This is a genomic window from Pseudomonas sp. DP-17 (genome assembly GCF_022380625.1).
GTDB classification, from domain to species: Bacteria; Pseudomonadota; Gammaproteobacteria; order Pseudomonadales; family Pseudomonadaceae; genus Pseudomonas; species Pseudomonas nitroreducens_A.
This window is the reverse complement of the sequence record NZ_JAKSXG010000008.1, coordinates 106,228-126,000: the sequence shown is the minus strand read 5'-3', so window position 1 is coordinate 126,000 and position 19,773 is coordinate 106,228. Positions and strand designations below refer to the sequence as shown.

At 66.3% G+C, this 19,773-nt stretch carries 20 protein-coding genes; 9 read left to right on the top strand and 11 right to left on the bottom strand.

Features of this window, described 5'->3' with window-relative positions; translation table 11 throughout:
• Nucleotides 1–248 precede the first annotated feature (248 nt).
• From MJ122_RS13535 to MJ122_RS13525, 3 genes are all read left to right on the top strand, one after another.
• Entirely contained in the window at nucleotides 249–1,184 is a 936-nt protein-coding gene (locus MJ122_RS13535) for a LysR family transcriptional regulator (RefSeq protein ID WP_088420773.1), read from the top strand.
• A 181-nt stretch (nucleotides 1,185–1,365) separates the two neighbouring features.
• Nucleotides 1,366–1,560 carry a hypothetical protein gene (locus MJ122_RS13530; RefSeq protein ID WP_017521483.1) on the top strand — a complete coding sequence of 65 codons (195 nt, stop codon included), beginning with the start codon at nucleotides 1,366–1,368 and terminating at the stop codon, nucleotides 1,558–1,560.
• Between the two features lie 378 nt (nucleotides 1,561–1,938).
• Entirely contained in the window at nucleotides 1,939–2,943 is a 1,005-nt protein-coding gene (locus MJ122_RS13525; protein WP_239744519.1) for a hypothetical protein, read from the top strand.
• Here the strand turns inward: MJ122_RS13525 and MJ122_RS13520 are convergent.
• Together MJ122_RS13520 and MJ122_RS13515 are read right to left on the bottom strand one after the other, a co-directional pair.
• Complete coding sequence (locus MJ122_RS13520; RefSeq protein ID WP_088420775.1) at nucleotides 2,925–4,259, bottom strand: sigma-54 dependent transcriptional regulator; 1,335 nt, start codon at nucleotides 4,257–4,259, stop codon at nucleotides 2,925–2,927. The two genes, MJ122_RS13525 and MJ122_RS13520, sit on opposite strands and share 19 nt — an antisense overlap.
• Complete coding sequence (locus MJ122_RS13515) at nucleotides 4,256–6,019, bottom strand: ATP-binding protein (RefSeq protein ID WP_239744518.1); 1,764 nt, start codon at nucleotides 6,017–6,019, stop codon at nucleotides 4,256–4,258. Before MJ122_RS13515 ends, MJ122_RS13520 begins: the two co-directional genes overlap by 4 nt.
• 104 nt (nucleotides 6,020–6,123) lie before the next feature.
• Between MJ122_RS13515 and MJ122_RS13510 the strand changes: the two genes are divergently transcribed.
• The 3 genes from MJ122_RS13510 (at nucleotide 6,124) to MJ122_RS13500 (ending at nucleotide 8,031) form a co-directional block, all read left to right on the top strand.
• Nucleotides 6,124–7,002, top strand: a complete 879-nt coding sequence (locus MJ122_RS13510) for an alpha/beta hydrolase (RefSeq protein WP_088420777.1) — start codon at nucleotides 6,124–6,126, stop codon at nucleotides 7,000–7,002.
• Nucleotides 6,999–7,352 carry a hypothetical protein gene (locus MJ122_RS13505; protein WP_088420778.1) on the top strand — a complete coding sequence of 118 codons (354 nt, stop codon included), beginning with the start codon at nucleotides 6,999–7,001 and terminating at the stop codon, nucleotides 7,350–7,352. Before MJ122_RS13510 ends, MJ122_RS13505 begins: the two co-directional genes overlap by 4 nt.
• 136 nt (nucleotides 7,353–7,488) lie before the next feature.
• Complete coding sequence (locus MJ122_RS13500; RefSeq protein WP_239744517.1) at nucleotides 7,489–8,031, top strand: hypothetical protein; 543 nt, start codon at nucleotides 7,489–7,491, stop codon at nucleotides 8,029–8,031.
• Here MJ122_RS13500 and MJ122_RS13495 read toward each other — a convergent pair.
• On the bottom strand, nucleotides 8,028–8,519 hold the full coding sequence (locus tag MJ122_RS13495; protein ID WP_239744516.1) for a DUF3301 domain-containing protein: 492 nt from the start codon (nucleotides 8,517–8,519) through the stop codon (nucleotides 8,028–8,030). The genes MJ122_RS13500 and MJ122_RS13495 overlap by 4 nt on opposite strands.
• A 120-nt stretch (nucleotides 8,520–8,639) precedes the next feature.
• Between MJ122_RS13495 and pdxY the strand changes: the two genes are divergently transcribed.
• Complete coding sequence (gene pdxY / locus MJ122_RS13490; protein ID WP_239744515.1) at nucleotides 8,640–9,509, top strand: pyridoxal kinase PdxY; 870 nt, start codon at nucleotides 8,640–8,642, stop codon at nucleotides 9,507–9,509.
• A gap of 144 nt (nucleotides 9,510–9,653) precedes the next feature.
• Here pdxY and ybaL read toward each other — a convergent pair whose 3' ends face one another.
• The 5 genes from ybaL to MJ122_RS13465 form a co-directional block, all read right to left on the bottom strand.
• Nucleotides 9,654–11,357, bottom strand: coding sequence for a YbaL family putative K(+) efflux transporter (gene ybaL, locus MJ122_RS13485; RefSeq protein ID WP_239744514.1), 1,704 nt, complete (start codon nucleotides 11,355–11,357; stop codon nucleotides 9,654–9,656).
• 209 nt (nucleotides 11,358–11,566) lie between these two features.
• Nucleotides 11,567–12,046, bottom strand: coding sequence for an acyl-CoA thioesterase (locus MJ122_RS13480; protein ID WP_017521492.1), 480 nt, complete (start codon nucleotides 12,044–12,046; stop codon nucleotides 11,567–11,569).
• Between the two features lie 201 nt (nucleotides 12,047–12,247).
• Nucleotides 12,248–13,006 (bottom strand): SDR family oxidoreductase, encoded by a 759-nt coding sequence (locus MJ122_RS13475; protein ID WP_017521493.1) that lies wholly within the window; start codon nucleotides 13,004–13,006, stop codon nucleotides 12,248–12,250.
• A 243-nt stretch (nucleotides 13,007–13,249) separates the two neighbouring features.
• Complete coding sequence (locus MJ122_RS13470) at nucleotides 13,250–14,617, bottom strand: glutamine synthetase family protein (RefSeq protein ID WP_239744513.1); 1,368 nt, start codon at nucleotides 14,615–14,617, stop codon at nucleotides 13,250–13,252.
• Nucleotides 14,618–14,808: 191 nt separating this feature from the next.
• Nucleotides 14,809–16,203: an aspartate aminotransferase family protein gene (locus MJ122_RS13465; protein WP_239744512.1), complete on the bottom strand. Its 1,395-nt coding sequence runs from the start codon at nucleotides 16,201–16,203 to the stop codon at nucleotides 14,809–14,811.
• Nucleotides 16,204–16,330: 127 nt separating this feature from the next.
• On the opposite strand from MJ122_RS13465, the gene MJ122_RS13460 reads away from it, so the two are divergent.
• Nucleotides 16,331–17,119, top strand: coding sequence for an SDR family NAD(P)-dependent oxidoreductase (locus MJ122_RS13460; RefSeq protein ID WP_239744511.1), 789 nt, complete (start codon nucleotides 16,331–16,333; stop codon nucleotides 17,117–17,119).
• Nucleotides 17,120–17,193: 74 nt separating this feature from the next.
• A complete protein-coding gene (locus MJ122_RS13455) occupies nucleotides 17,194–17,859 on the top strand; it encodes a GntR family transcriptional regulator (protein WP_088420786.1) in 666 nt (221 codons plus the stop codon).
• Between the two features lie 8 nt (nucleotides 17,860–17,867).
• Here the strand turns inward: MJ122_RS13455 and MJ122_RS13450 are convergent, their stop codons facing one another.
• The 3 genes from MJ122_RS13450 to MJ122_RS13440 form a co-directional block, all read right to left on the bottom strand.
• On the bottom strand, nucleotides 17,868–18,080 hold the full coding sequence (locus MJ122_RS13450) for a YgdI/YgdR family lipoprotein (RefSeq protein ID WP_017521498.1): 213 nt from the start codon (nucleotides 18,078–18,080) through the stop codon (nucleotides 17,868–17,870).
• A 103-nt stretch (nucleotides 18,081–18,183) separates the two neighbouring features.
• Nucleotides 18,184–18,585 (bottom strand): SMI1/KNR4 family protein, encoded by a 402-nt coding sequence (locus MJ122_RS13445; protein WP_017521499.1) that lies wholly within the window; start codon nucleotides 18,583–18,585, stop codon nucleotides 18,184–18,186.
• 194 nt (nucleotides 18,586–18,779) lie between these two features.
• Complete coding sequence (locus MJ122_RS13440) at nucleotides 18,780–19,661, bottom strand: TIM44-like domain-containing protein (protein ID WP_239744510.1); 882 nt, start codon at nucleotides 19,659–19,661, stop codon at nucleotides 18,780–18,782.
• Between the last annotated feature and the right edge of the window lie 112 nt (nucleotides 19,662–19,773).

Genomic DNA, 19,773 nt, shown 5'->3' with positions numbered 1-19,773 from the left:
GCCGCCCCAGGAGAAAAAGTCAGTCGCTGCAGCGGATATGCGCGGGGGAGAAGGCCGTCGATGGGTGTATCGGCGGCCGTACGATGAGCCTGGTATGCCCAACGTTGCTGCAGCGACTTGTCCGGCACTATACGTGGTAACAATCGGCAAAAAACGACCCTATACTGCGATTCAGTTTTGCGGCGCGGACAACAATGGTTGTCGTCTCCTACAGGCGCCTACGATAAGATCAACAGGCAGGGGGAAGCATGGACGTACTTCACGCGATGCGGGCATTCGTCCGGGTGGTGGATGCCGGCAGTTTCACCGCTGCTGCCAACGCCCTGGGGCTATCCACAGCCCAGGTCTCTCGCGTGGTCTCCGACCTCGAAGCCCAGCTTGAGGCGCGCCTGCTGCACCGCACCACAAGACGCCTGGCGCTGACCGAAACCGGCGAGCGCTACCTGCTGCGCTGCCGGGAAATCCTCGCGGATGTCGAAGAAGCCGAAGCCGAGGCCAGCGGCGCGCATCTCAAGCCGCGGGGCCGCCTGCGCGTACATTCGCTGACCGGCCTGGGCCAGCAGCACCTGATCCCGCTGATCTCCCGCTACTGCGAGTCCTTCCCCGAGGTCTACATCGAGCTGACCCTGGCCCAGCGCCAGCCGGACATTCTCGAGGAAGGCCAGGACGTGGTGATCACCCGCGACCGCGAGCTGCCCGACTCCGAGTTCGTCGCCCAGACCCTGGGCACCATCTACAGCGTGCTCTGCGCCAGCCCCGATTACCTCAAGCGGCGCGGCACCCCGACCAGCGTCGCCGACCTGCACCAGCACCAGTGCCTGCGCCTGCAGGACCCGACCTTCCCCGAGGGCTGGGCCTTCGAGGAGGGCAACGAGGAAAGCGTGATCCGCCCGCGCGACACCTTCATGGTCAATGTCGCCGAAGCGCTGACCGGGGCCGCCGCCGCCGGCATGGGCATCTGCCTGCTGCCCAGCTACGTCGCCGCGCCAGCATTGCGCCGCCGTTCGCTGGTACGCGTGCTGCCCGGTCACAGCCTGCATGTGCGGCAGATCTATGCGCTGTACCCGTCGCGGCGCTTCCTCGACGCGAAGATCCGAACCTGGGTCGAGTTCCTCAAGGCGGAACTGCCCCGGGTCTTCGAGGACGATGAAGCAGCGCTCAACGATCCCGTCAACTGGGCGTAAGGCAAAGGGCTAGCGTGGCGGATCGTCGCAGCTGCTCTATGTCGGCATTCTCGGACGATCGACGGGGATTGTTGCTTTTTAGGCAATGCTTTGTTGGTTAGCTAGCTATTTTTCGATCCACTGTTGCGCCGTAACCTTTCTTCAACCCCGCCCAATCGGGTGTTCAGAAAGGATCACCGTCATGTCCCGTTCGCTTTATGTTGCTGCCCTGCTGTCCGTCTGCTCGCTGTCCTTCACCCAGCTGAGCTTCGCCGAAGAATCGCGCCTGATGACCAACAAGATGGTCAAGGCCAACGAAGCCGTGATTGCCCAGCAGCAGGCCCAGTCCGCCGAGCAGACCGCCAAGGCCGCCGCTGGCAGCAACGCCGATTCCTGATCGGCCGCTTCCCCCGGGAGGCCCGGAGCGTGAGCCGGGCTTCTCAACACCTTGCGCCGCATAAGACATGCGGCGTTTTTTTTGCCTGCGCTTCTTGCCGCTCGTCGCACTTTTACAAAAGCTGCAACAGTCTTTCCCTGGCAGCGCTCTGTATCCCTGTCCGTTCGGTCAATATACTTGACCCAACAGCGCGGCTTTCGAGCGGCGCCGTTCCCGGCCTCACTGCCGGCAAGCTTCCCGACGTCGATTCTTGATTGCTCCAGATCGACGTCCGTCTCAAGGCCGCTGCTTTCAGCGGCCTTTTTTTATGCCCGTGGAAAAGCGGTGGTAGGCTGAGCCCATTGCGCGCCGCAGCGCGGATTCGACAAGGATGCCGAGATGACCACTGACAATCCCTTCGCGACACCCCATGCGCCCCTCACTGCTCCCGCTGCCGTTGCGAGTTCGGCTGGCAGGCAGCCCCTGCTGTTCGTCGTCGCCATGACAGTCGCGGCAGCGCTGCTGTTCTTCGGCAGCAATGCCGTGCAGTGGATCGCTGACCTGGGCAGCTATCGCGAGCGCCTGCCGCAGTATCTGCCGACGATGCTGGCGAGCTGGCTGGGCGGGCTGCTCCTGTATGCAGCCGCGGTCCTGCTGCTGGTGCATTACCTGCGCGAGCGCCAGGGCATCCTGCGCTTCCAGCCGCAGGCCGGGTTGCTGGCGGGCTTCGGCGTGGCCTATCTGATTGCCACCCTGGTCGTGAGCACTCTGGTGTCCTACCTGAGCGTGTCGTTCTATCAATGGGCGTTCGAGCAGGACACCCGGACCCTCTGGATGATTCTCTACGGCCAGGCCAACTCGCTGATCAACCTGACACTGGGTTGCCTGCTGCCGCTGTGGCTGGTGCTGCTTGTGGGACGCTCGCGCTCCGAGCGGTTGGCGCCGGGGCAAGGCTTCGCCCTGCCGTCCTGGCAGGTGGCGTTGGGCGTGGCGCTTACCTTCACCGCATTGATCTACAAGCTGCTCGCCGCGCTCAGCTACGGGGCTCTCTACCTATACAGCGGCGCGGATGGTTGGCAGTCGGTCCTGCTGCTGTCGAGTTGTGCGCTGCCGTTTGCCATCGTCATGGCGGCTGTGCAGACACGCCTGCCGCCGCAGCTGTCGCGCTTTGCCGCCGGCCAGGTGCTGGCATGCGCGGCGATCCTGCTGGTGATGTGGTCGGTGGCGATCGTGCTGGTTTCGATCCTGGTGGCCTTCGCCGCCTACAGCTCGCTGAATTCCAGTAGCCTGCCGCTTTACCTGCTGCCGCCGGCGATCCTGCTGCTGGCGCTGCTCTGGCCGCTGGCGCGCTGGTGCACCGGCTGGTTCTTCGCCGAACAGCTGGTTCAGTCCTCGGCCAGGTAATCCCCGCGGCTCAGCCCATGGCGCTGCATCTTCTCGTTGAGGGTGCGGCGCGGCAGGCCGAGCAGTTCCATCACCGCCTTGATGTCGCCCTTGCATTGGCCCAGGGCCTGGCGGATGCACTGCGCCTCGTAGGCTTCCATGCGTTCGAACAGGCCGTTGGCGGCGGGCTCTTCCGGGAGTTCCGCACGGTCCAGGCCGAGCACGTGGCGTTCGGCCGCGTTGGCCAGCTCGCGGACGTTGCCCGGCCAGTCGTGGGCAAGCAGCCGTGCCAGCTCAGTTGCGGATAGCGGTGCGACTTCGCGGCCGAACTTCTCGCTGGCCAGCAGCGCGTAGTGCTCGAACAGCAGCGGGATGTCCTCGCGGCGTTCGCGCAGCGGCGGCAGGCGCAGCTCGGCGACGTTCAGGCGATACACCAGGTCCTCGCGGAAGCGTCCGGCGCGAGCCTCTTCCAGCAGGTCCGGCTTGGTCGCGGCGATGACCCGCAGGTCGACCTTGATGCTCTGGTTCGAGCCCAGGCGTTCCAGCTGCTGCTCCTGCAGCACACGCAGCAGCTTCACCTGCTGGGCCAGCGGCATGCTCTCGATCTCGTCGAGGAACAGGCTGCCGCCGTTGGAATGCTCCAGCTTGCCGATGCGCTTGCCCTGGGCGCCGGTGAAGGCGCCGCTTTCGTGGCCGAACAGTTCGGTCTCGAACAGTTGCTCGGGGATCGCCGCGCAGTTCAGCGCGACGAAGGGCTTGCCGGCGCGCGGGCCGAAGTCGTGCAGGCAGCGCGCGACCAGCTCCTTGCCGCTGCCGGTGTCGCCGCGGATCAGCACGTTCACCGGCGTGCCGGCCAGCGCCATGATCTGCCGGCGCAGGGTTTCCATGGGCCGCGAGACGCCGAGCAGGCGCGATTCGATCTGGTCCTTGAGCGCCGCCTGTTCGCGCAGCTGGCGGTTCTCCTGCACCAGCCGGCGTTTCTCCAGGGCGCGGCGCAGGCTGTCGAGCAGGCGTTCGGGGGTGAAGGGTTTCTCGATGAAGTCGTAGGCGCCCTGGCGCATCGCCTGCACCGCCATGGGTACGTCGCCATGGCCGGTGACCATGATCACCGGCAGGTCACGGTCGATCTGCTGCAGGCGCTCGAGCAGCGCCAGGCCGTCGGTGCCGGGCATGCGCACATCGCTGATGACCACGCCGGGCAGCTCGCGGGAGACGCTTTTCAGGCACTCATCGGCGCTGCTGCACAGGCGCACCTCGAAGCCGGAGAGTTGCAGCCACTGCTGCACGGCGTCGCGGATGGCGGCTTCGTCGTCGACGAAGAGGATGGTCTCGCTCATGGTCTTCTTTCTTCGCTGGCGGCCGGCAGGCTCAGGCGGAACACCGCGCCGCCGGTGGGCTGGTTGGCGGCGCCGAGGCGCCCGCCGAGTTCGTGGACGATGCCATAGGATACCGCCAGCCCCAGGCCCAGTCCTTCGCCCACCGGCTTGGTGGTGAAGAAGGGGTCGAAGACGCTGGCCAGGTGTTCGTCGTCGATGCCCGGGCCGTTGTCGGCCACCTCCAGGCACCATTGGTCGTCTTCGCGGCGCAGGGTCAGCTCGATGCGTGGCCGGTCACTGCTGGCCACCGCGTCCAGGGCATTACGGATCAGGTTGACCAGCACCTGTTCCAGGCGGATCGCGTCGCCCAGCACACAGGCGGGCAGGTCGAGGTGCTGATGGATCTCCACGCCCTCGCTGCGGATGCGCACGGCCAGCAGCTGCAGCGCCTGTTCGATGACGTGGCCCAGCTCGATGCGCTCGCGCAGGCCGCCGGGTGTCTTGCGGGCGAAGGTCTTCAGGTGGCCGGTGAGCGCGGCCATGCGTTCGAGCAGTTCATCCACGCGCACCAGCGCGGCGCGGGCGTCGTCCTGGCGGCCGGCGTCGAGCAGCAGGCGTACGCTGGCCAGCTGCATGCGCTGGGCGGTGAGCGGCTGGTTGATCTCATGGGCCAGCGCGGCGGACATCTGCCCCAGCGCGGCCAGCTTGGCGGCCTGTACCAGCCCATCCTGGGCGGTGCGCAGGGCGGCGGTGCGCTGTTCGACCAGACGCTCCAGCTCTTCCTGATTGCGCTGGCGCAGGCGGGCGAGGCGGCGGCGCTGTTGCAGCCAGAGCACGAGGAACACCAGCGCCAGCCAGACGCCGGCGGCGGCCAGCCGCGCACTGGTGACGTCGGACTGCACGCCGTGGGGATTGCGCAGCAGGTGCAGGGTCCACTCGTCTTCCGGCAGACCGACCGATTGCCAGAGGTAGTCGCCGCTGATGTCCTGGCCATCGACGCGGACCATGCGCGCGTGTTCGCCGAGGGTTTCCAGCGTCCGGTGCGGCAGCGCGCTGAGCGGCTGCTTGTGGTACTGGCGGGTGTCGGCCATCTCGGCGCGGGCCACGGCGTCCAGCGGCATCAGTTCGCGGTAGCGCCAGCGCGGGTGGTTGGCGAGGAACACCACGCCCTTGCTGTCGCTCACCAGCACCACGTCCGGGGTCTGGCTCCACTGGCGTTCGAGGTCGGGGAACTCCAGCTTGACCACGATGGCGCCGAGGAAACGGCCGTCGTCGTCGCGCAGCGCGTTGGACAGGAAGTAGCCGGGAATGCCGCTGGTCACGCCGACCGCGTAGAAGCGTCCGGCGCCCTGGGCAATGGTCTGGCGGAAGTAGGGGCGGAAGCCGTAGTTGTGACCGACGTAGCTGACCGGCAGGTTCCAGTTGCTGGCGGCCACCGCAAGGCCGGTGTGGTCCAGCAGCTCCAGGGTCGAGGAGCGCGCCGCGCCGTTGATTTCCTGCAACTTGAGGTTGAGCCGGTGCTGCAGCTCGCCGGTCACCGGGCCACGCATGGCTGCACGCAGTTCCGGGTCCAGTGCCAGCACGGCGGGGAGGCTGCGGAAGCGCTCGATCAGGGTGTGCAGGGAGTTGGCGTAGAGGCCGAGCTGTTCATGGGCCGCTTCCGCTTCGGCGAGCAGGGCACGGTGCCGCGCCTTCTCGCCCGCCCAGAACACCGACAGCACCAGCCCGGCCAGCAGGAGCAGGCAGATCAGCAGCAGGCGCAGGGGGCGGGTAGGCGACATGTTCGACGGGGTTCGACCAATGGTCGGCGACAATAGCACGTCTTCTGGCTGGTCCGGCGCCCCGCCGCCTCGCTACACTGCCGGCATCCCGATGGAGAGCTCCGATGCAGTTGTCGTCCTGGACCCACGAAGGGTCCGCCGGTTTCACCCTGCGCGGCTGGCGCAGCGAGCCCAGTGGCAAGCCGCTGCTGCACTTCCTGCATGGCAACGGCTTCTGCGGCCGTGCCTACGAGCCGATGCTGAAAATCCTGGCGGAGGATTTCGACCTCTGGCTGTGCGACGTCCAGGGCCATGGCGACAGCGACCACGGCGGGCGCTTCCACGGCTGGAACCGCAACGCGGAGATGGCGGTGGAAGCCTTCCAGGCGGGCAGCAAGATGTTCGGTGACGTGCCGCATTACGCCGCCGGGCACAGTTTTGGTGGCGTGCTCAGCAGCCTGATCCTCGGTCGTCATCCCGCGCTGTTCCGTCGTGCCGTGCTGCTCGACCCGGTGCTCTTCACCCCGGCGATGATCGGCGTGATGGCGCTCTCCGAAGTGCTCGGCCTGCACAAGCGCCGCACCATGGTGCAGAAGGCGCGCTCGCGGCGCAGCCAGTGGCCGGACCGCGAGGCGGCCTACGCCGGCCTGCACGGTCGCGGCATCTTCAAGGGTTGGACAGACGACGCGCTCTGGGCCTACGTGGAGCACGCGATGAAACGCACCGAGGCCGGCGTCGAGCTGAAATGCCGGCCCAGCCGCGAGGCGGAAATCTTCAGCTCCTTCCCCAAGCGCCTGTGGCCGACGCTAAACAAGGTGGTGACGCCGACCCAGGTGCTGTTCGGCGAGCGCACCTATCCCTTCGTGCCCAGGTCCGTGGCGCGCTGGTGTGCTTCGAACACCGTGGTGAGCGGCCAGTGCGTCGACGGCGGCCACTGCTTCATGCAGGAATTCCCCGAGGACAGCGCCGAGCGCGTGTCGCGCTTCCTGCTGGGCCACGAATGAACGACCCGGCCCGCGAGTCCGTCTGGCTGGCGCTGTCCGAGCTGTGGCTGGACACCGAGCTGGACGCGGCGGACCTAGCAGCCATCGCCGGCACCCTGGCGATCAGCGGCCTGACCGTGGAAGAGCTGGAGGCGATCTACCGGCTGGAGGTGGCGCCGGTGGTCTGGAGCAATGCCTGGACGACGGCGGGAGTGTGGGACGGCTTCGATCCGGACTGGCTGTTCGAGGCTTGCCGGCGCAACCAGCGGCGGCGCCGTGGACTCTGGCATCGGTTGCGCTGCCGGGTTCTGCGGCGTGCGATGACCTATGCCACCGAGGACCACTGGCAGAAGATTCGCGTGCAGCTCTAGTCGCCAGCCGCGTTAAGCCGCAGCCTGGCGGTGATGTCAATGCGATATGATGCGGTCTCGGAAGCTTTTCATCCGGCTGGATGTGTTTCCGAGCCATGCCTGCGCTAGCAGGGTCTGAAATCGATGGGAGAGTCTGGTGAAGAAGGAACTTCTGGTCGCTTGTGCACTGCTGGCGCTGCACGGCTGCAGCTCGCACGAAACCAACACCGTGGAAGCGCAGAAATACGACCCCAGCCGCGACGCGCGAATCCGCGTGTTCAATAACAACGCCCTGGCCAGCTACATGTATCCCGGCCAGGCCTGTGGCCAGACCACCGAGGCCACCCGGGTAAACACCTCCGGCCCCTACTGGCGGGCGTTCGGCGCCATGCTCAATGCACACAAGTCCCTTGGCATCGGAATGCCCGAGTCACAGCGCACCCGTGATCCGAAGTATGGCGAGGGGTATCAGGAATTCGTGGTCCCGGCGTCCAGGCCCCTGGTATTCGTGACCTATGTTTCGGCGCCGGGTGTCAGCTGCGCCAAGCGTTCAGTGGAGTTCATCCCGGTTGCCGGGCATTCCTATGAAGCGGGTGTGGGGATCGAGTCGGGGATGTGTTTCCCCGAAGTCAAAGTCCTGCAGGCCGATGGTGTCGGGGCTCCCATCGCGGACCTGAGAGCCTGCAACCTGCAGCTCTAGTCGCCGACCTTCTTGTCCTGGTGCGCGCGGCGCCATTCGTCCAGGCGGATCACTTCACCCTTGGGGCGTGGCGGCGTTGGGGTGTCGTCGAATACGGCGTCGACGATCTCTTCCTCCACCGGTGCGGCGGCAGGATGGAAAGTAGCGACCGGCGATACCGGCATGCGCGGCTCTGGCTCCATGCGGAACGGCGCCAGCTCTACGCGGCCCAGGTGCTGGCCGAACATCGCAATGGTGCCGGCGTAGCGCTCCTGCCCGGTGGCGGTGAACTCGAAGGCGTATTCGCGGGCCAGGCGCAGGTTGCCCCGGCTGTCGCGCTGGAAGCGGAAACGCTGCAGGGCCATGGCGTCATCGAGCAGTTCCACGCCCTCGCGCGCGCAGTGCTGCTTGGCCAGGGCCAGGGCGCGCTCGCGGATGCCATGGGCGCGCCACCACCAGGCGGCGCCCGCAATGACCAGCATGAAGATGAAAAGATTGCCCAGGTCCACTTCGGCTTCCTCGGAATCGGCGCACCAGCTTACTCACTCCGCCGTCGGGCGGCGAGAGCCGGATGTTCACAGCCTGTGAATTGCGCCCCATACTGCCCCATTCTGTAGCAGGACACCGTTATGCGTCGCACTCCCCACGTTCTCGCCATCCAGTCCCACGTCGTCTTCGGCCACGCCGGCAACAGCGCCGCCGAGTTCCCCATGCGACGCGTCGGGGTCAACGTCTGGCCGCTGAACACCGTGCAGTTCTCCAACCATACCCAGTATGGCCACTGGACCGGCCAGGTGCTGCCGCCGGAGCAGATTCCCGCACTGGTGGATGGCATCGCCGCCATCGGCGAGCTGGGCAACTGCGACGCGGTGCTCTCGGGGTACCTGGGCAGTGCCGCGCAGGGCCGTTCGATCCTCGAAGTCGTGCGCCGCATTCGCGAAGTGAACCCGCGCGCCGTTTATCTGTGCGACCCGGTGATGGGCCACCCGGAGAAAGGCTGCATCGTCGCCCCGGAAGTCAGCGAGTTCCTGCTGCATGAGGCAGCCGCCGTGGCCGACTACCTGTGCCCCAACCAGCTGGAGCTGGACAGCTTCTGCGATCGCCAGCCGACCTCCCTGGAAGACTGCGCCGAGATGGCCCGCGGCCTGTTGGTGCGCGGCCCGAAGGCGGTGCTGGTGAAGCACCTGAACTACCCCGGCAAGCCGGCGGATGCCTTCGAGATGCTGCTGGTGACCCTGGACGAGACCTGGCACCTGCGCCGCCCACTGCTGGCCTTCCCGCGCCAGCCGGTGGGCGTGGGCGACCTGACTTCCGGGTTGTTCCTTGCTCGCCTGCTGCTGGGCGACGACCTGCGCAGTGCCTTCGAATTCTGCGCCGCCGCCGTGCACGATGTGCTGCTGGAAACCCAGGCCTGCGGCAGCTACGAGCTGGAACTGGTACGCGCCCAGGACCGCATCGCCCACCCGCGGGTGAGGTTCGAGGCGGTGAAGCTCGGGTGATCGGAGCGCGGTTGCTGGGGCTCGTTACGGGAAAGTTCCGAGCGGGGCATGCCCCCACCCTGACCCTCTCCCAAGGGGAGAGGGGTAGAGCGACGCAGGATGCCCGAGCCGAGGGCTGGGGAGGGCGGGCTCCGGCACCAGACCTCAGGCCGACCGAGGCAACTCGTCGTCGCCGCTGGCCCTTTCGGCCCCCTGACGCTCCACCCGCTCGACCATCCCACGGGCGATTTCCCGCTCGCCCATGATCACCAGGCTGGCGCCGTTCTGCTCCAGGTAATCCACCTCGGCGTCGAAGTGGGCGCGGGCGATGATGTCCAGGTTCGGGTTGATCGCCCGCGCGTGGCTGGAGATCGTCCCGGCCTCGAAGCCGTTGGGGATGGCGATCAGCAGCCAGCGCGCCGAGGTGATGTTGGCCTGGGTCAGGACATCGGGATTGGCGGCGTTGCCGACTACCACGCAGAGACCGTGTTCGCGCAGTTCGGCGGCTTTTTCGCGCTTGTCCTCGATCACCACCAGCGGGACCTTGTCCTTGCGCAGGCGCTCGCTGACCAGCGCGCCGACGCGGCCGTGGCCGATGAGGATCGCGTGATTCTGCTCCAGTACCGGTGGCGGTAGATCCGGAGCTTCCACCTGGACCACGCCCGGATCGGCTTCGGCCTTCTGCTCCTGGCGTGCCTGCAGGCGATCGATGGCGATGAACAGCAGCGGGTTGACCAGGATCGACAGGATCGCGCCAGCCAGCACCAGGTCGCGGCCGGCTTCGGGCAGCAGGTTCAGGGTCACGCCCAGGCCGACCAGGATGAAGGAGAACTCGCCGATCTGCGCGAGGCTGGCGGCGATGGTCAGCGCGGTACTGTTGGGGTGGCCGAACATCCGCACGATGATATAGGCCGCGACCGACTTGCCGAAGACGATGACCAGGAAGGTCGCCAGCACCGGCAGTGGCTCGTGGATCAGGATGGCCGGGTTGAACAGCATGCCGACGGAGACGAAGAACAGCACGGCGAAGGCGTCGCGCAACGGCAGCGAGTTTTCCGCCGCCTCGTGGCTGAGCTCGGATTCGTTGAGGATCATCCCGGCGAAGAAGGCGCCCAGGGCGAAGGACACGCCGAAGATCACCGCCGAGCCATAGGCGATGCCCAGCGCGATGGCCAGCACGGCCAGCGTGAAGAGTTCGCGCGAGCCGGTCTTGGCCACGCGCTCCAGCACCCAGGGCACGAAGCGGCGACCGCCGAGGATCATCACCGCGACGAAGGCGGCGACCTTGCCCAGGGTCAGCAGGATCGGCATCAGCAGGCCGCCGTCGCCACCGTCGGAGGTGCCGCCCAGCGAGCCGGCCAGCGCCGGCAGCAGGACCAGGGTGAGGACCATGGCGAGGTCCTCGACGATCAGCCAGCCGATGGCGATGCGGCCGCGCTTGGTGTCGATCAGCTGGCGCTGCTCCAGCGCCCGCAGCAGCACGACGGTACTGGCCACCGACAGCGCGAGGCCGAAGACCAGGCCGCCGCCGAAGTTCCAGCCCATCATCCAGGCCAGGCCCAGGCCGAGCAGGGTGGCGACGCCGATCTGCACCACGGCGCCGGGGATGGCGATGGCTTTTACCGACAGCAGGTCTTTCAGCGAGAAGTGCAGGCCGACGCCGAACATCAGCAGGATCACACCCAGTTCGGCGATTTCCGTGGACAGCGCCTGGTCGGCGACATAACCGGGAGTGAAGGGGCCGGCCAGGACGCCGGCGAGCAGGTAGCCCACCAGCGGCGAAATACGCAGGCGGTTGGCCAGGGCGCCAAGGACGAAGGCCAGCACAAAGCCGACGGCGAGTGTGGTCAGTAACGGGGTGTGATGCATGGTCTGGGCTCCGGGCACTCAGGGAGCGACCGGACTGCGCATCAGCACCGGGTCGCTCGACGGTGGGTCACGGGGGCAAACCCGCGTACGAAAAGTCTAGGCGTAGTAATGAATTCCTACCTTGCTTTCACGCAAGGGTAACCTGTTGACGCATTAGGAAATTTCCGCGACACGAGGGATTTCTTTTCAGGAAATGTCGTGAACGTCTGTCATTCGTGGCGAAGCTCCGCGTAGCGCTGTTCCAGCTCCTGACGAATTTGCCGACGCTGCTGGGCCTGGGCAAAACGACGTTTCTCGTCCTTGGTCTGTGGGACCAGCTGCGGCACCTCGATCGGTTTGCGCTCGTCGTCCAACGCCACCATGGTGAAGAAGCAGCTGTTGGTGTGGCGCACGGACTTCTCGCGGATGTTCTCGGTGACCACTTTCACGCCGATCTCCATGGAGGTGCGGCCGGTGTAGTTCACCGAGGCGAGGAAGGTGACCAGTTCGCCGACATGGATGGGCTGGCGGAAGATCACCTGGTCCACCGACAGGGTCACCACGTAGTAGCCGGCGTAGCGGCTGGCACAGGCGTAGGCGACCTCGTCGAGGTACTTGAGCAGGGTGCCCCCGTGGACATTGCCGGAGAAGTTGGCCATGTCGGGAGTCATCAGGACGGTCATGCTGAGCTGGTGGTTGCCAGGTTCCATGGAATTCTCTTCGGAATCGTCTGGGGAAAAGGAAAGGGCCTTACTCTGGACAACCTGAGCGCGGCGCGCGACACAGTTTTTTCTATACCGCCGATTGGCGGACGGCACCAGTAGACCCTTCGCCAGTGGCATTTCCGCCGTTCGATCAACGCCCGTAACGAAAACGGGCGACCCCTGGCCGCCCGCTCGTCAACTGCCGGCTCAGCGCCCGGCGGAAAGACCGAAGTCGATGGCCAGGTCCGCGCCGGTGATGGCTTCGGATTCCGGCTTGCAGAGGTACCAGACCAGTTCGGCGACTTCCTCGGGGCGGATGAAGCGCGCCACCTTGCCCTGTGGATAGTCCTTGAGCAGCTCGAGTTTGTAGGCTGCCGGATTGCCCTGGCCATAGCGTTCGGCCTGATAGTCGAGCATCGGTGTGGCGATGTCGGCCGGGGAGATGGCGTTGACCCGCACGCCGGATTCGGCCAGTTCCAGCGCCAGGGTACGGGTGAGCATGGTCAATGCCGCCTTGCTCGCGCAGTAGGCTGCCGAGCCGCGATAGGCCTGGCGGCCGGAATCGCTGGAGATGTTGACGATGCAGCCGTGGTTTTCCTTGAGGTACGGCGTCGCCGCCTGGCACATGTAGAAGGCGGCCTTCAGGTTCACGCCCATGACCAGGTCGAAGTCGTCTTCGTTGAAGTCTTCCACCGGGCCTTCGCGCCAGACGCCGGCGGCGTTCACCAGGGCATCGAGGCGGCCGGTGCGGGCGAGGATGTCGGACATCAGGCTGTGGCAGTTGTCGGCGCGTCGCAGGTCGCCGACGGCGGTGGCGTCCAGCGGAACCTGGGCGTTGAGCGCATGCAGGCCGGCTTTGTCCACGTCGGTTGCGGCGATGCGCCAGTGGCTTTGGGCGAAACGTTTGGCGATGGCTTTTCCGAGGCCACCGGCGGCACCGGTGATCAGTACGACGGGAGTGCTCATTGTCTACGGGTTCTCCCTGCCTGAGAGAGGACGGCGGCCGGCAGGCAGTACCGGCGGCGCCGAGAGGACCACGAGGCGCGTCTGTGCCCCGTGCAGTTACAGACCAAGAAAAGACCAGATTCTTCAGTCTGACAGGGTAAATTTTTCGTAAGGCTGTCGTGTGTCAGGGCGCGGGTGGAACGTGATGGCTCAGAGGCCAGAGCCAAGCCCCTCCCCCCGGCACGTACTCCCCCGGTCATCCGCTCACGCGTGATGCAGGTACCAGCGCCAGTCCTGCTCGCCGACCTCGCCCATGAACTGGCGGTATTCCTCCCACTTGATCGCCAGGAACACCTTGAGGAATTCCTCGCCCAGCGCCTCGCGGGCCCAGGTGGACGCCTCCAGGGCGCGCAGCGCGGTGAGCCAGTCGGTGGGGAGGAACTCGGTGGCCTGCTCGTAGCCGTTGCCGACGATGGGCGCGCCCGGGTCGATCTGCTTGCGGATGCCTTCGTGGATGGCCGCAAGGATTGCCGCTGCCGCGAGATAGGGGTTGGCGTCGGCGCCGCAGATGCGGTGCTCGATGTGCCGGCTCTTGGCCGGGCCGCCGGGCACGCGGAACGACACGGTGCGGTTGTTCACGCCCCAGCTCTTTGCCAGCGGTGCATAGCTGTTGGCCTGGAAGCGGCGGAAGGAGTTGGCGTTGGGGCAGAAGATCGCCAGGGAATCCAGCAGCCGCGCCATCATGCCGCCGATGGAGTGGCGCAGCAGCGGCGTGCCATGGATGTCTTCGCTGGCGTAGAGATTGTTGCCCTGCTCATCGGCCAGGCTGACATGCAGGTGCATGCCGCTGCCTGCACGGTCGCCGAACGGCTTGGCCATGAAGCAGGCCTGCAGCCCGTGCTTGTTCGCCACACCCTTCACCAGGCGCTTGTAGCGCACGCCTTCGTCGATGGCCTGCATGACGTCGAAGCGGTGCTCCAGGGTCAACTCGACCTGGCCCGGCGCATATTCGGAGATCGCCGTGCGCACCGGCAGGCCCTGTACTTCGCAGGCGGCGTAGAGGTCGTCGAGGAACGGCTGCAGTTGCTCCAGTTCATAGACGCCATAGACCTGCGGCGCTTCCGGGCGGATGCCGTTCATCTGCAGCGCCGGCTGCGGGCGACCATGGGCGTCGCGCTGCTTGTCCAGCAGGTAGAACTCCAGCTCCACCGCCATCACCGGGTGGAAGCCGTCGGCCTTCAGCCGATCGACCACGCGGCTCAGCGCCTGGCGCGGGTCGGCCGGCGTGGCCGGCAGGCCCTGGGTCGGGTGCATGCTCACCTGCAACTGGCCGGTGGGGCTGGCGCGCCAGGGTTGCAGGGTCAGGCTGCCGGGCAGCGGGTAGGTCCAGCAGTCGGCGTCGGCCACTTCCCAGACCAGCCCGGTGCCTTCGACGTCTTCGCCCTGCACGGTCAGCGCGAGTATCGAGCTGGGCAGCGGACGGCCGTTGTCGTAGATCGCCACCAGCTCGTCACGGTGCAGCAGCTTGCCGCGGGGGATGCCGTTGGAGTCGATGATGAACAGTTCGATGCTGCGCACGTCCGGGTGGGCGGCGAGGAAGGCTTCGGCTTCCTTTCGATCGGCGAATTGCATGATGGTCCTCGGTGGCGCGGTGCGCCGGGTGTTCTGGGTTGGGGCGACTGGTTTTGCGTCGCGCTTCCCTCTCCCTAACCCTCTCCCTGAAGGGAGAGGGGACCGTTCGGTGCAGGACGAAACCTTGGCGTCAGCCGGCACGGACAGCTCCCTCTCTCTTCAGGGAGAGGGCGGGGGAGAGGGGCTTTCGATCAGGCCTCGCGCGCGCCGGGGATCGCCAGCAGCTCGGTGATGCCGGCATCCAGCGTCGCGATCAGGCGATCCACGTCGTCGGCGGTGGTGTCCGGGCAGCACAGGGTCATGTTGTGGAACGGCGTGATCAGGATGCCGCGGTTGATCAGGTACAGGTGCAGGGCCATCTGCAGCTCGTCGTGGAACGCCGCTTCGGCTTCGGCGCCGGTGCGCGGCGAGACGGGGCAGAACTGGAATTCGCTGCGCGCGCCCAACTCGGTCACCGACCACTTCAGCTCGTGCTTGGCGATCAACGTGCGGAAGCCATCCGCCAGGCGCTTGGCCAGCGGCAGCATGTGGTCATAGGCCGCCTGGGTCATGACCTGTTCCAGGTTGGCGCGCATGCAGTGCATGGCCAGGGCGTTGGCCGAGAGCGTGGTGCCCATGCCGCTGTGGCCGTGGCCATGGCTGTCTTCCTGGGCACTCTTGCGCGAGGCGGCCATGCGTTCGGCCATCTCCGCGCTGCAGCCGAAAATGCCGCAAGGCACGCCGCCGGCAATCGGCTTGCCGACCACGAAGAAGTCCGGGTCGAGGTTCCACAGCTGGGTGCAACCGCCGATGTTGGTGGAGATGGTGTGGGTTTCGTCGATGATCAGCAGCGCGCCGTATTTACGCGTCAGCTCGCGGCACTTCTGCATGAAGCCCGGATCGGGCAGGACCATGCCGATGTTGGTCATCGCCGGCTCGCACAGCAGGGCGCAGACGTCGCCCTGGGCCAGCGCGGCTTCCAGCGCCTCGACGTCGTTGAAGGGGATGGAGCGGCTGTGCTGGGTCAGGTCGTAGGCCTGGCCGACCAGGCCGGAACGGTGCACGGTCTCACCATCGCGGTAGCGCACCATCACGTCGTCGACGGTGCCGTGGTAGCAGCCATCGAACACCAGCAGGGTCTTGCGCTTGGTCACCGCGCGCGCCCAGCGCAGCACATAGCGGTTGGAGTCGGTGGCGGTGGCGGTCACCTGCCAGTAAGGCAGGCCGAAACGCGCGGCGAGCAGTTCGCCGCAGACCACCGCATCTTCCCCCGGAAGCATGGTGGTCAGGCCCCGCGCACCTTGTTCGGCGAGGGCGCGGGCAATGGGCGCCGGCGAGTGGCCGAACATGCTGCCGGTGTCGCCCAGGCAGAAGTCCACGTAGTCATGGCCATCCACGTCGTAGAAGCGGGCGCCCTGGGCGCGTTCGACGAACAGCGGGCAGGGCGTGGACCAGTCGGCCATCCAGTGCATCGGCACGCCAGCGTACAGCGACTGGTGCGCGCGCTCGGCGAGTGCAACGGACTTGGGATTCTGTTCCAGGAAGCGCTGGCGCTCACGGGCGGTGAAGAGATCAACGGCCTGTTGGGCGATTCCGCTGGCGGTCATGTTGCACACCTCGTTTGTTATTTCGCACATCTTCCATTTGTGATCACAAAAATGTCAATACAGCCGATCAACTGCCTGATAATCTGCCCTGTAACGAATTCTGTGATCACAGAGTGAGAAGATGCCCATGATAGATGTCACGGATGAGTCCGCCTGGGCGGGTCAGGTCGCCCTGGTCAGCGGTGCCGGTAGTGAGTCCGGCATCGGTTTCGCCAGCGCCCGCCGGCTGGCGCGCAATGGCGTGAAACTGCTGCTCACCGCCAGCAGCGAGCGCGTCCTGCAGCGGGCGGACGAGCTGCGCGCCGAGGGCTTCGAGGCCCGTGCACAGCCCGCCGACCTGACCTGCGAGGACGACGTTCGGGCCCTGGCCGAATGGGTGCAGGCGCAATGGGGAAGGGTAGACGTACTGGTCAACAACGCCGGCATGGCCATGCAGGGCAGCCCGGAACCCTTCGCCGATCTGGCGGCAATGGATCTGGCGACCTGGAACCTGTCGCTGGCGCGCAACCTGACCAGCGCCTTCCTGCTCACCCGCGCGTTGCTGCCGGGGATGCTGGAGCGCGGCTATGGGCGCATCGTCAACATCAGTTCCACCACCGGCGTGCGGGGAAGCAATCCGGGCGAATCGGCGTACAGCGCGGCCAAGGCCGGAATGCTCGGCATGAGCATGGGCCTGGCGCTGGAAGTGGCGCGTCGCGGGGTGACGGTGAACAGCGTGGCGCCGGGCTGGATTGCCACCGGCTCCAGCAGCGACGAAGAAATCCAGGCCGGACGGCGCACGCCGCTCGGCCGTTCCGGGCGACCGGAGGAGGTGGCGGCCGCCATCGCCTTCCTGGCCTCGCCCGAAGCCAGCTACATCACCGGCGAAGTGCTGGTGGTGGATGGCGGCAACTGTCTGATCGAGAACAAGGGATAAGCAAGATGAAGCACGACTGCAGCCTGACCTTCGCCCAACTGCCGGCACCGCCGGCCGGCCGGGAGTAATCCGCGATGGCCGACAACCTTCAGGAACAGCTGTACCAGAATCTGCGCCAGGCCCTGCTGAGCGGGCGCTTCCAGCCCGGCGAGCGGCTCAAGATCCGCGACCTGGCCGATGAATGGGGCACCAGCCCGATGCCGGTTCGCGCCGCCCTGCAACGGCTGGTGGCAGAAGGAGCGCTGGAAGGCGAGCCGCAGCGTTCGCTACGGGTGCCGGTGATGACCCGCGAGCGCTACCTGCAGATCCTGCAGGTGCGGCAATCCCTGGAGGGGCTGGCGGTGGAAGACGCGGCCCGGCATCTGACGCCCGCCGACATGGCGCTGCTGCGCGATTGCACCGAACGCATGGAAAGCGCGCTGAATGCCCGCGACGTCCACGGCTACCTGGAGGCCAACAGCCTGTTCCACCTGACGCTCTACCGTGCCTGTGGCAATCCCACGCTGCTGCGGATGATCGAGGCGCTGTGGCTGCAGGTCGGGCCCTTCTTCAACCGGTTGTTCACCGAGGCCGACCTGTCGCTGCGCCTGAACGACTTCCACGAAGACACCCTGCAGGCGCTGGAGCGCGGCGATGGCGCGGGCGCGCGCAAAGCCATCGAACAGGACCTGGGCTACTGCGGCCAGTACCTGCTCAACCTGCTGGAGCTGGAAAGCGGGGGAAGGCTCGGGGCGCGCTAGGGCGCCCTTCACGGGGTCTTGATGAAGCGGACGTTGTCCTTCTTGATCAGGATCGTCTCGCCGTTGAGCTGTTCGAATTCGTAGTAGTCATTGTATTTGTCGTAGTCGGAGTGATCCTTCACCAGGATTTCGCTGCCGTCCTGCAGCGTCACCACGGCCTTGTCGGCGCATCCGGCGAGGCCGAGCAGCAACAGGCAGGTGAACAAGGCTTTCAACTTCATAGTTTCTCCACGGGGCATCGTACCCGCCCGGGCAGCAAGGGCTGGAGGTACGCTGGGTTGCCTGTGTGACCATGGAAGTTTCAGGAAATTCCGACACCCCCCTTCAAGTATCGAGCCATACGTCGCGTGCCCAGGTCCACACCGAGTCCCAGGTCTCCTCGGTGAGCTCGCCGTCGGCCCAGAGGATCACCTCGCCGTCCTCTGCGACCGCGTAATAGTCGTCACCGTCGGCGCAGAGCGGAATCAGCTCGCGCGGCAGGCCGCTGGCCCAGGCAACGGCGGCCACTTCCGGCAGATAGGTGTGGGACTGCGGATCGGCCACGGTGACCGGCTCCAGTCGACCGTAGACGACGTCGCTCACCAGCAGGAGGAACTCACGGAATTCCGACGGAATGCCGATCAGCAGGGCTTCTTCGATTTCCACCAGCAGTTCTTCGTCTGGTAGCTCCAGCGGTACCGGAACCGGCTCGTTCGCTTCACGCAGTTTCTCGATCACATCTTCCACAGGCGGGGCCTCTCTGAAATTCGACGAATGGCGCGCTTTATACAGTAGTAGCCGGCCATCCGTGCAAGACCACTGCGCCGGCGTTGTCCGGACGAGCGGCGGGCCCGCGGGCACGGTTGTGCTGCTGCTCCCCGAGGGCTGCAGAAACGAAAAAGCCCGGCAATCGCCGGGCTTTTTCAGTGTTGCGGGCAGGATCAGTTCTGGCGGATGCCCGCCACCAGCCAGGGCTGGTTCTCGCCCTGGGCACGCTCCATGCGCCAGCTTTCGCTGAAGGGCTCGCCCTGGTCGAAGCGCGAGGACTTCGACACGCCGCTGAAGGTCAGGGTGGCGATGGTCTTCTCGGCCTGGTCGTCCACGCCCTCGAGTTGCACGTCGAGGTTGTCGATGTAGGTGGACTGGTAGCCGTCGCCCAGGTCAGCACGCTCCTGCTTGAGGAACTGCAGCATCTGCGGGGTGACGAACTCGGCGATCTTGTCCATCTCGTTGGCGTCCCAGTGCTGCTGCAGGGACATGAAATGCTCGCGGGCGGCCGCGACGAAACGGGTCTCGTCGAACCAGCTCGGCGCGTTGATCACCGGGCGGCTGTCCATCACCGGACGGGAAGCACCACCGAAGATCGACGGCGGGGCGGCCGGCATTTCGCGCTGCATCGGCGCGTGTCCACCGGCCATGGCGGGCTGGCCCTGCTGCTGGCGGCGACGGGAGGCGATGAAGCGGAAGGCGATGAATGCGATCAGCGCGATGATCAGGATGTCGAGGAACTGCATGCCCTGGAAGCCGTCGCCCATGAACATGGAGGCGAGCAGGCCGCCGGCGGCGAGGCCGGCCAGCGGGCCGAGCCAGCGCGAAGCACCGCTCTTGGCGGCAGCGCCGGCAGCGCCTGCGGCGGCACCGGTCGCGGCTGGGCCAGCAGCGGTCGGGGAATTCGGGGCGGCGCCGGGTTGCGCCTGGCGGGTCTGGTGGCTCGGCGCCGAGCCCATGCTCTTGCCGCCACCGAAACGCTTGGCGGCATTGACGTCGAGGCTGAGCGTCACGGCGACACAGAAGGCCATTGCAAGGCTGAGAAAGCGCTTCATCGTTGTCATTCTCTTGATGGGGTATACGACGCACATCATGTTGCCGGCCGAGGCCTGGAAGGGCCAGTCGGATTTTGTTTCGTGCTGTTGCCCTGTCCGGGGCACACCCCTG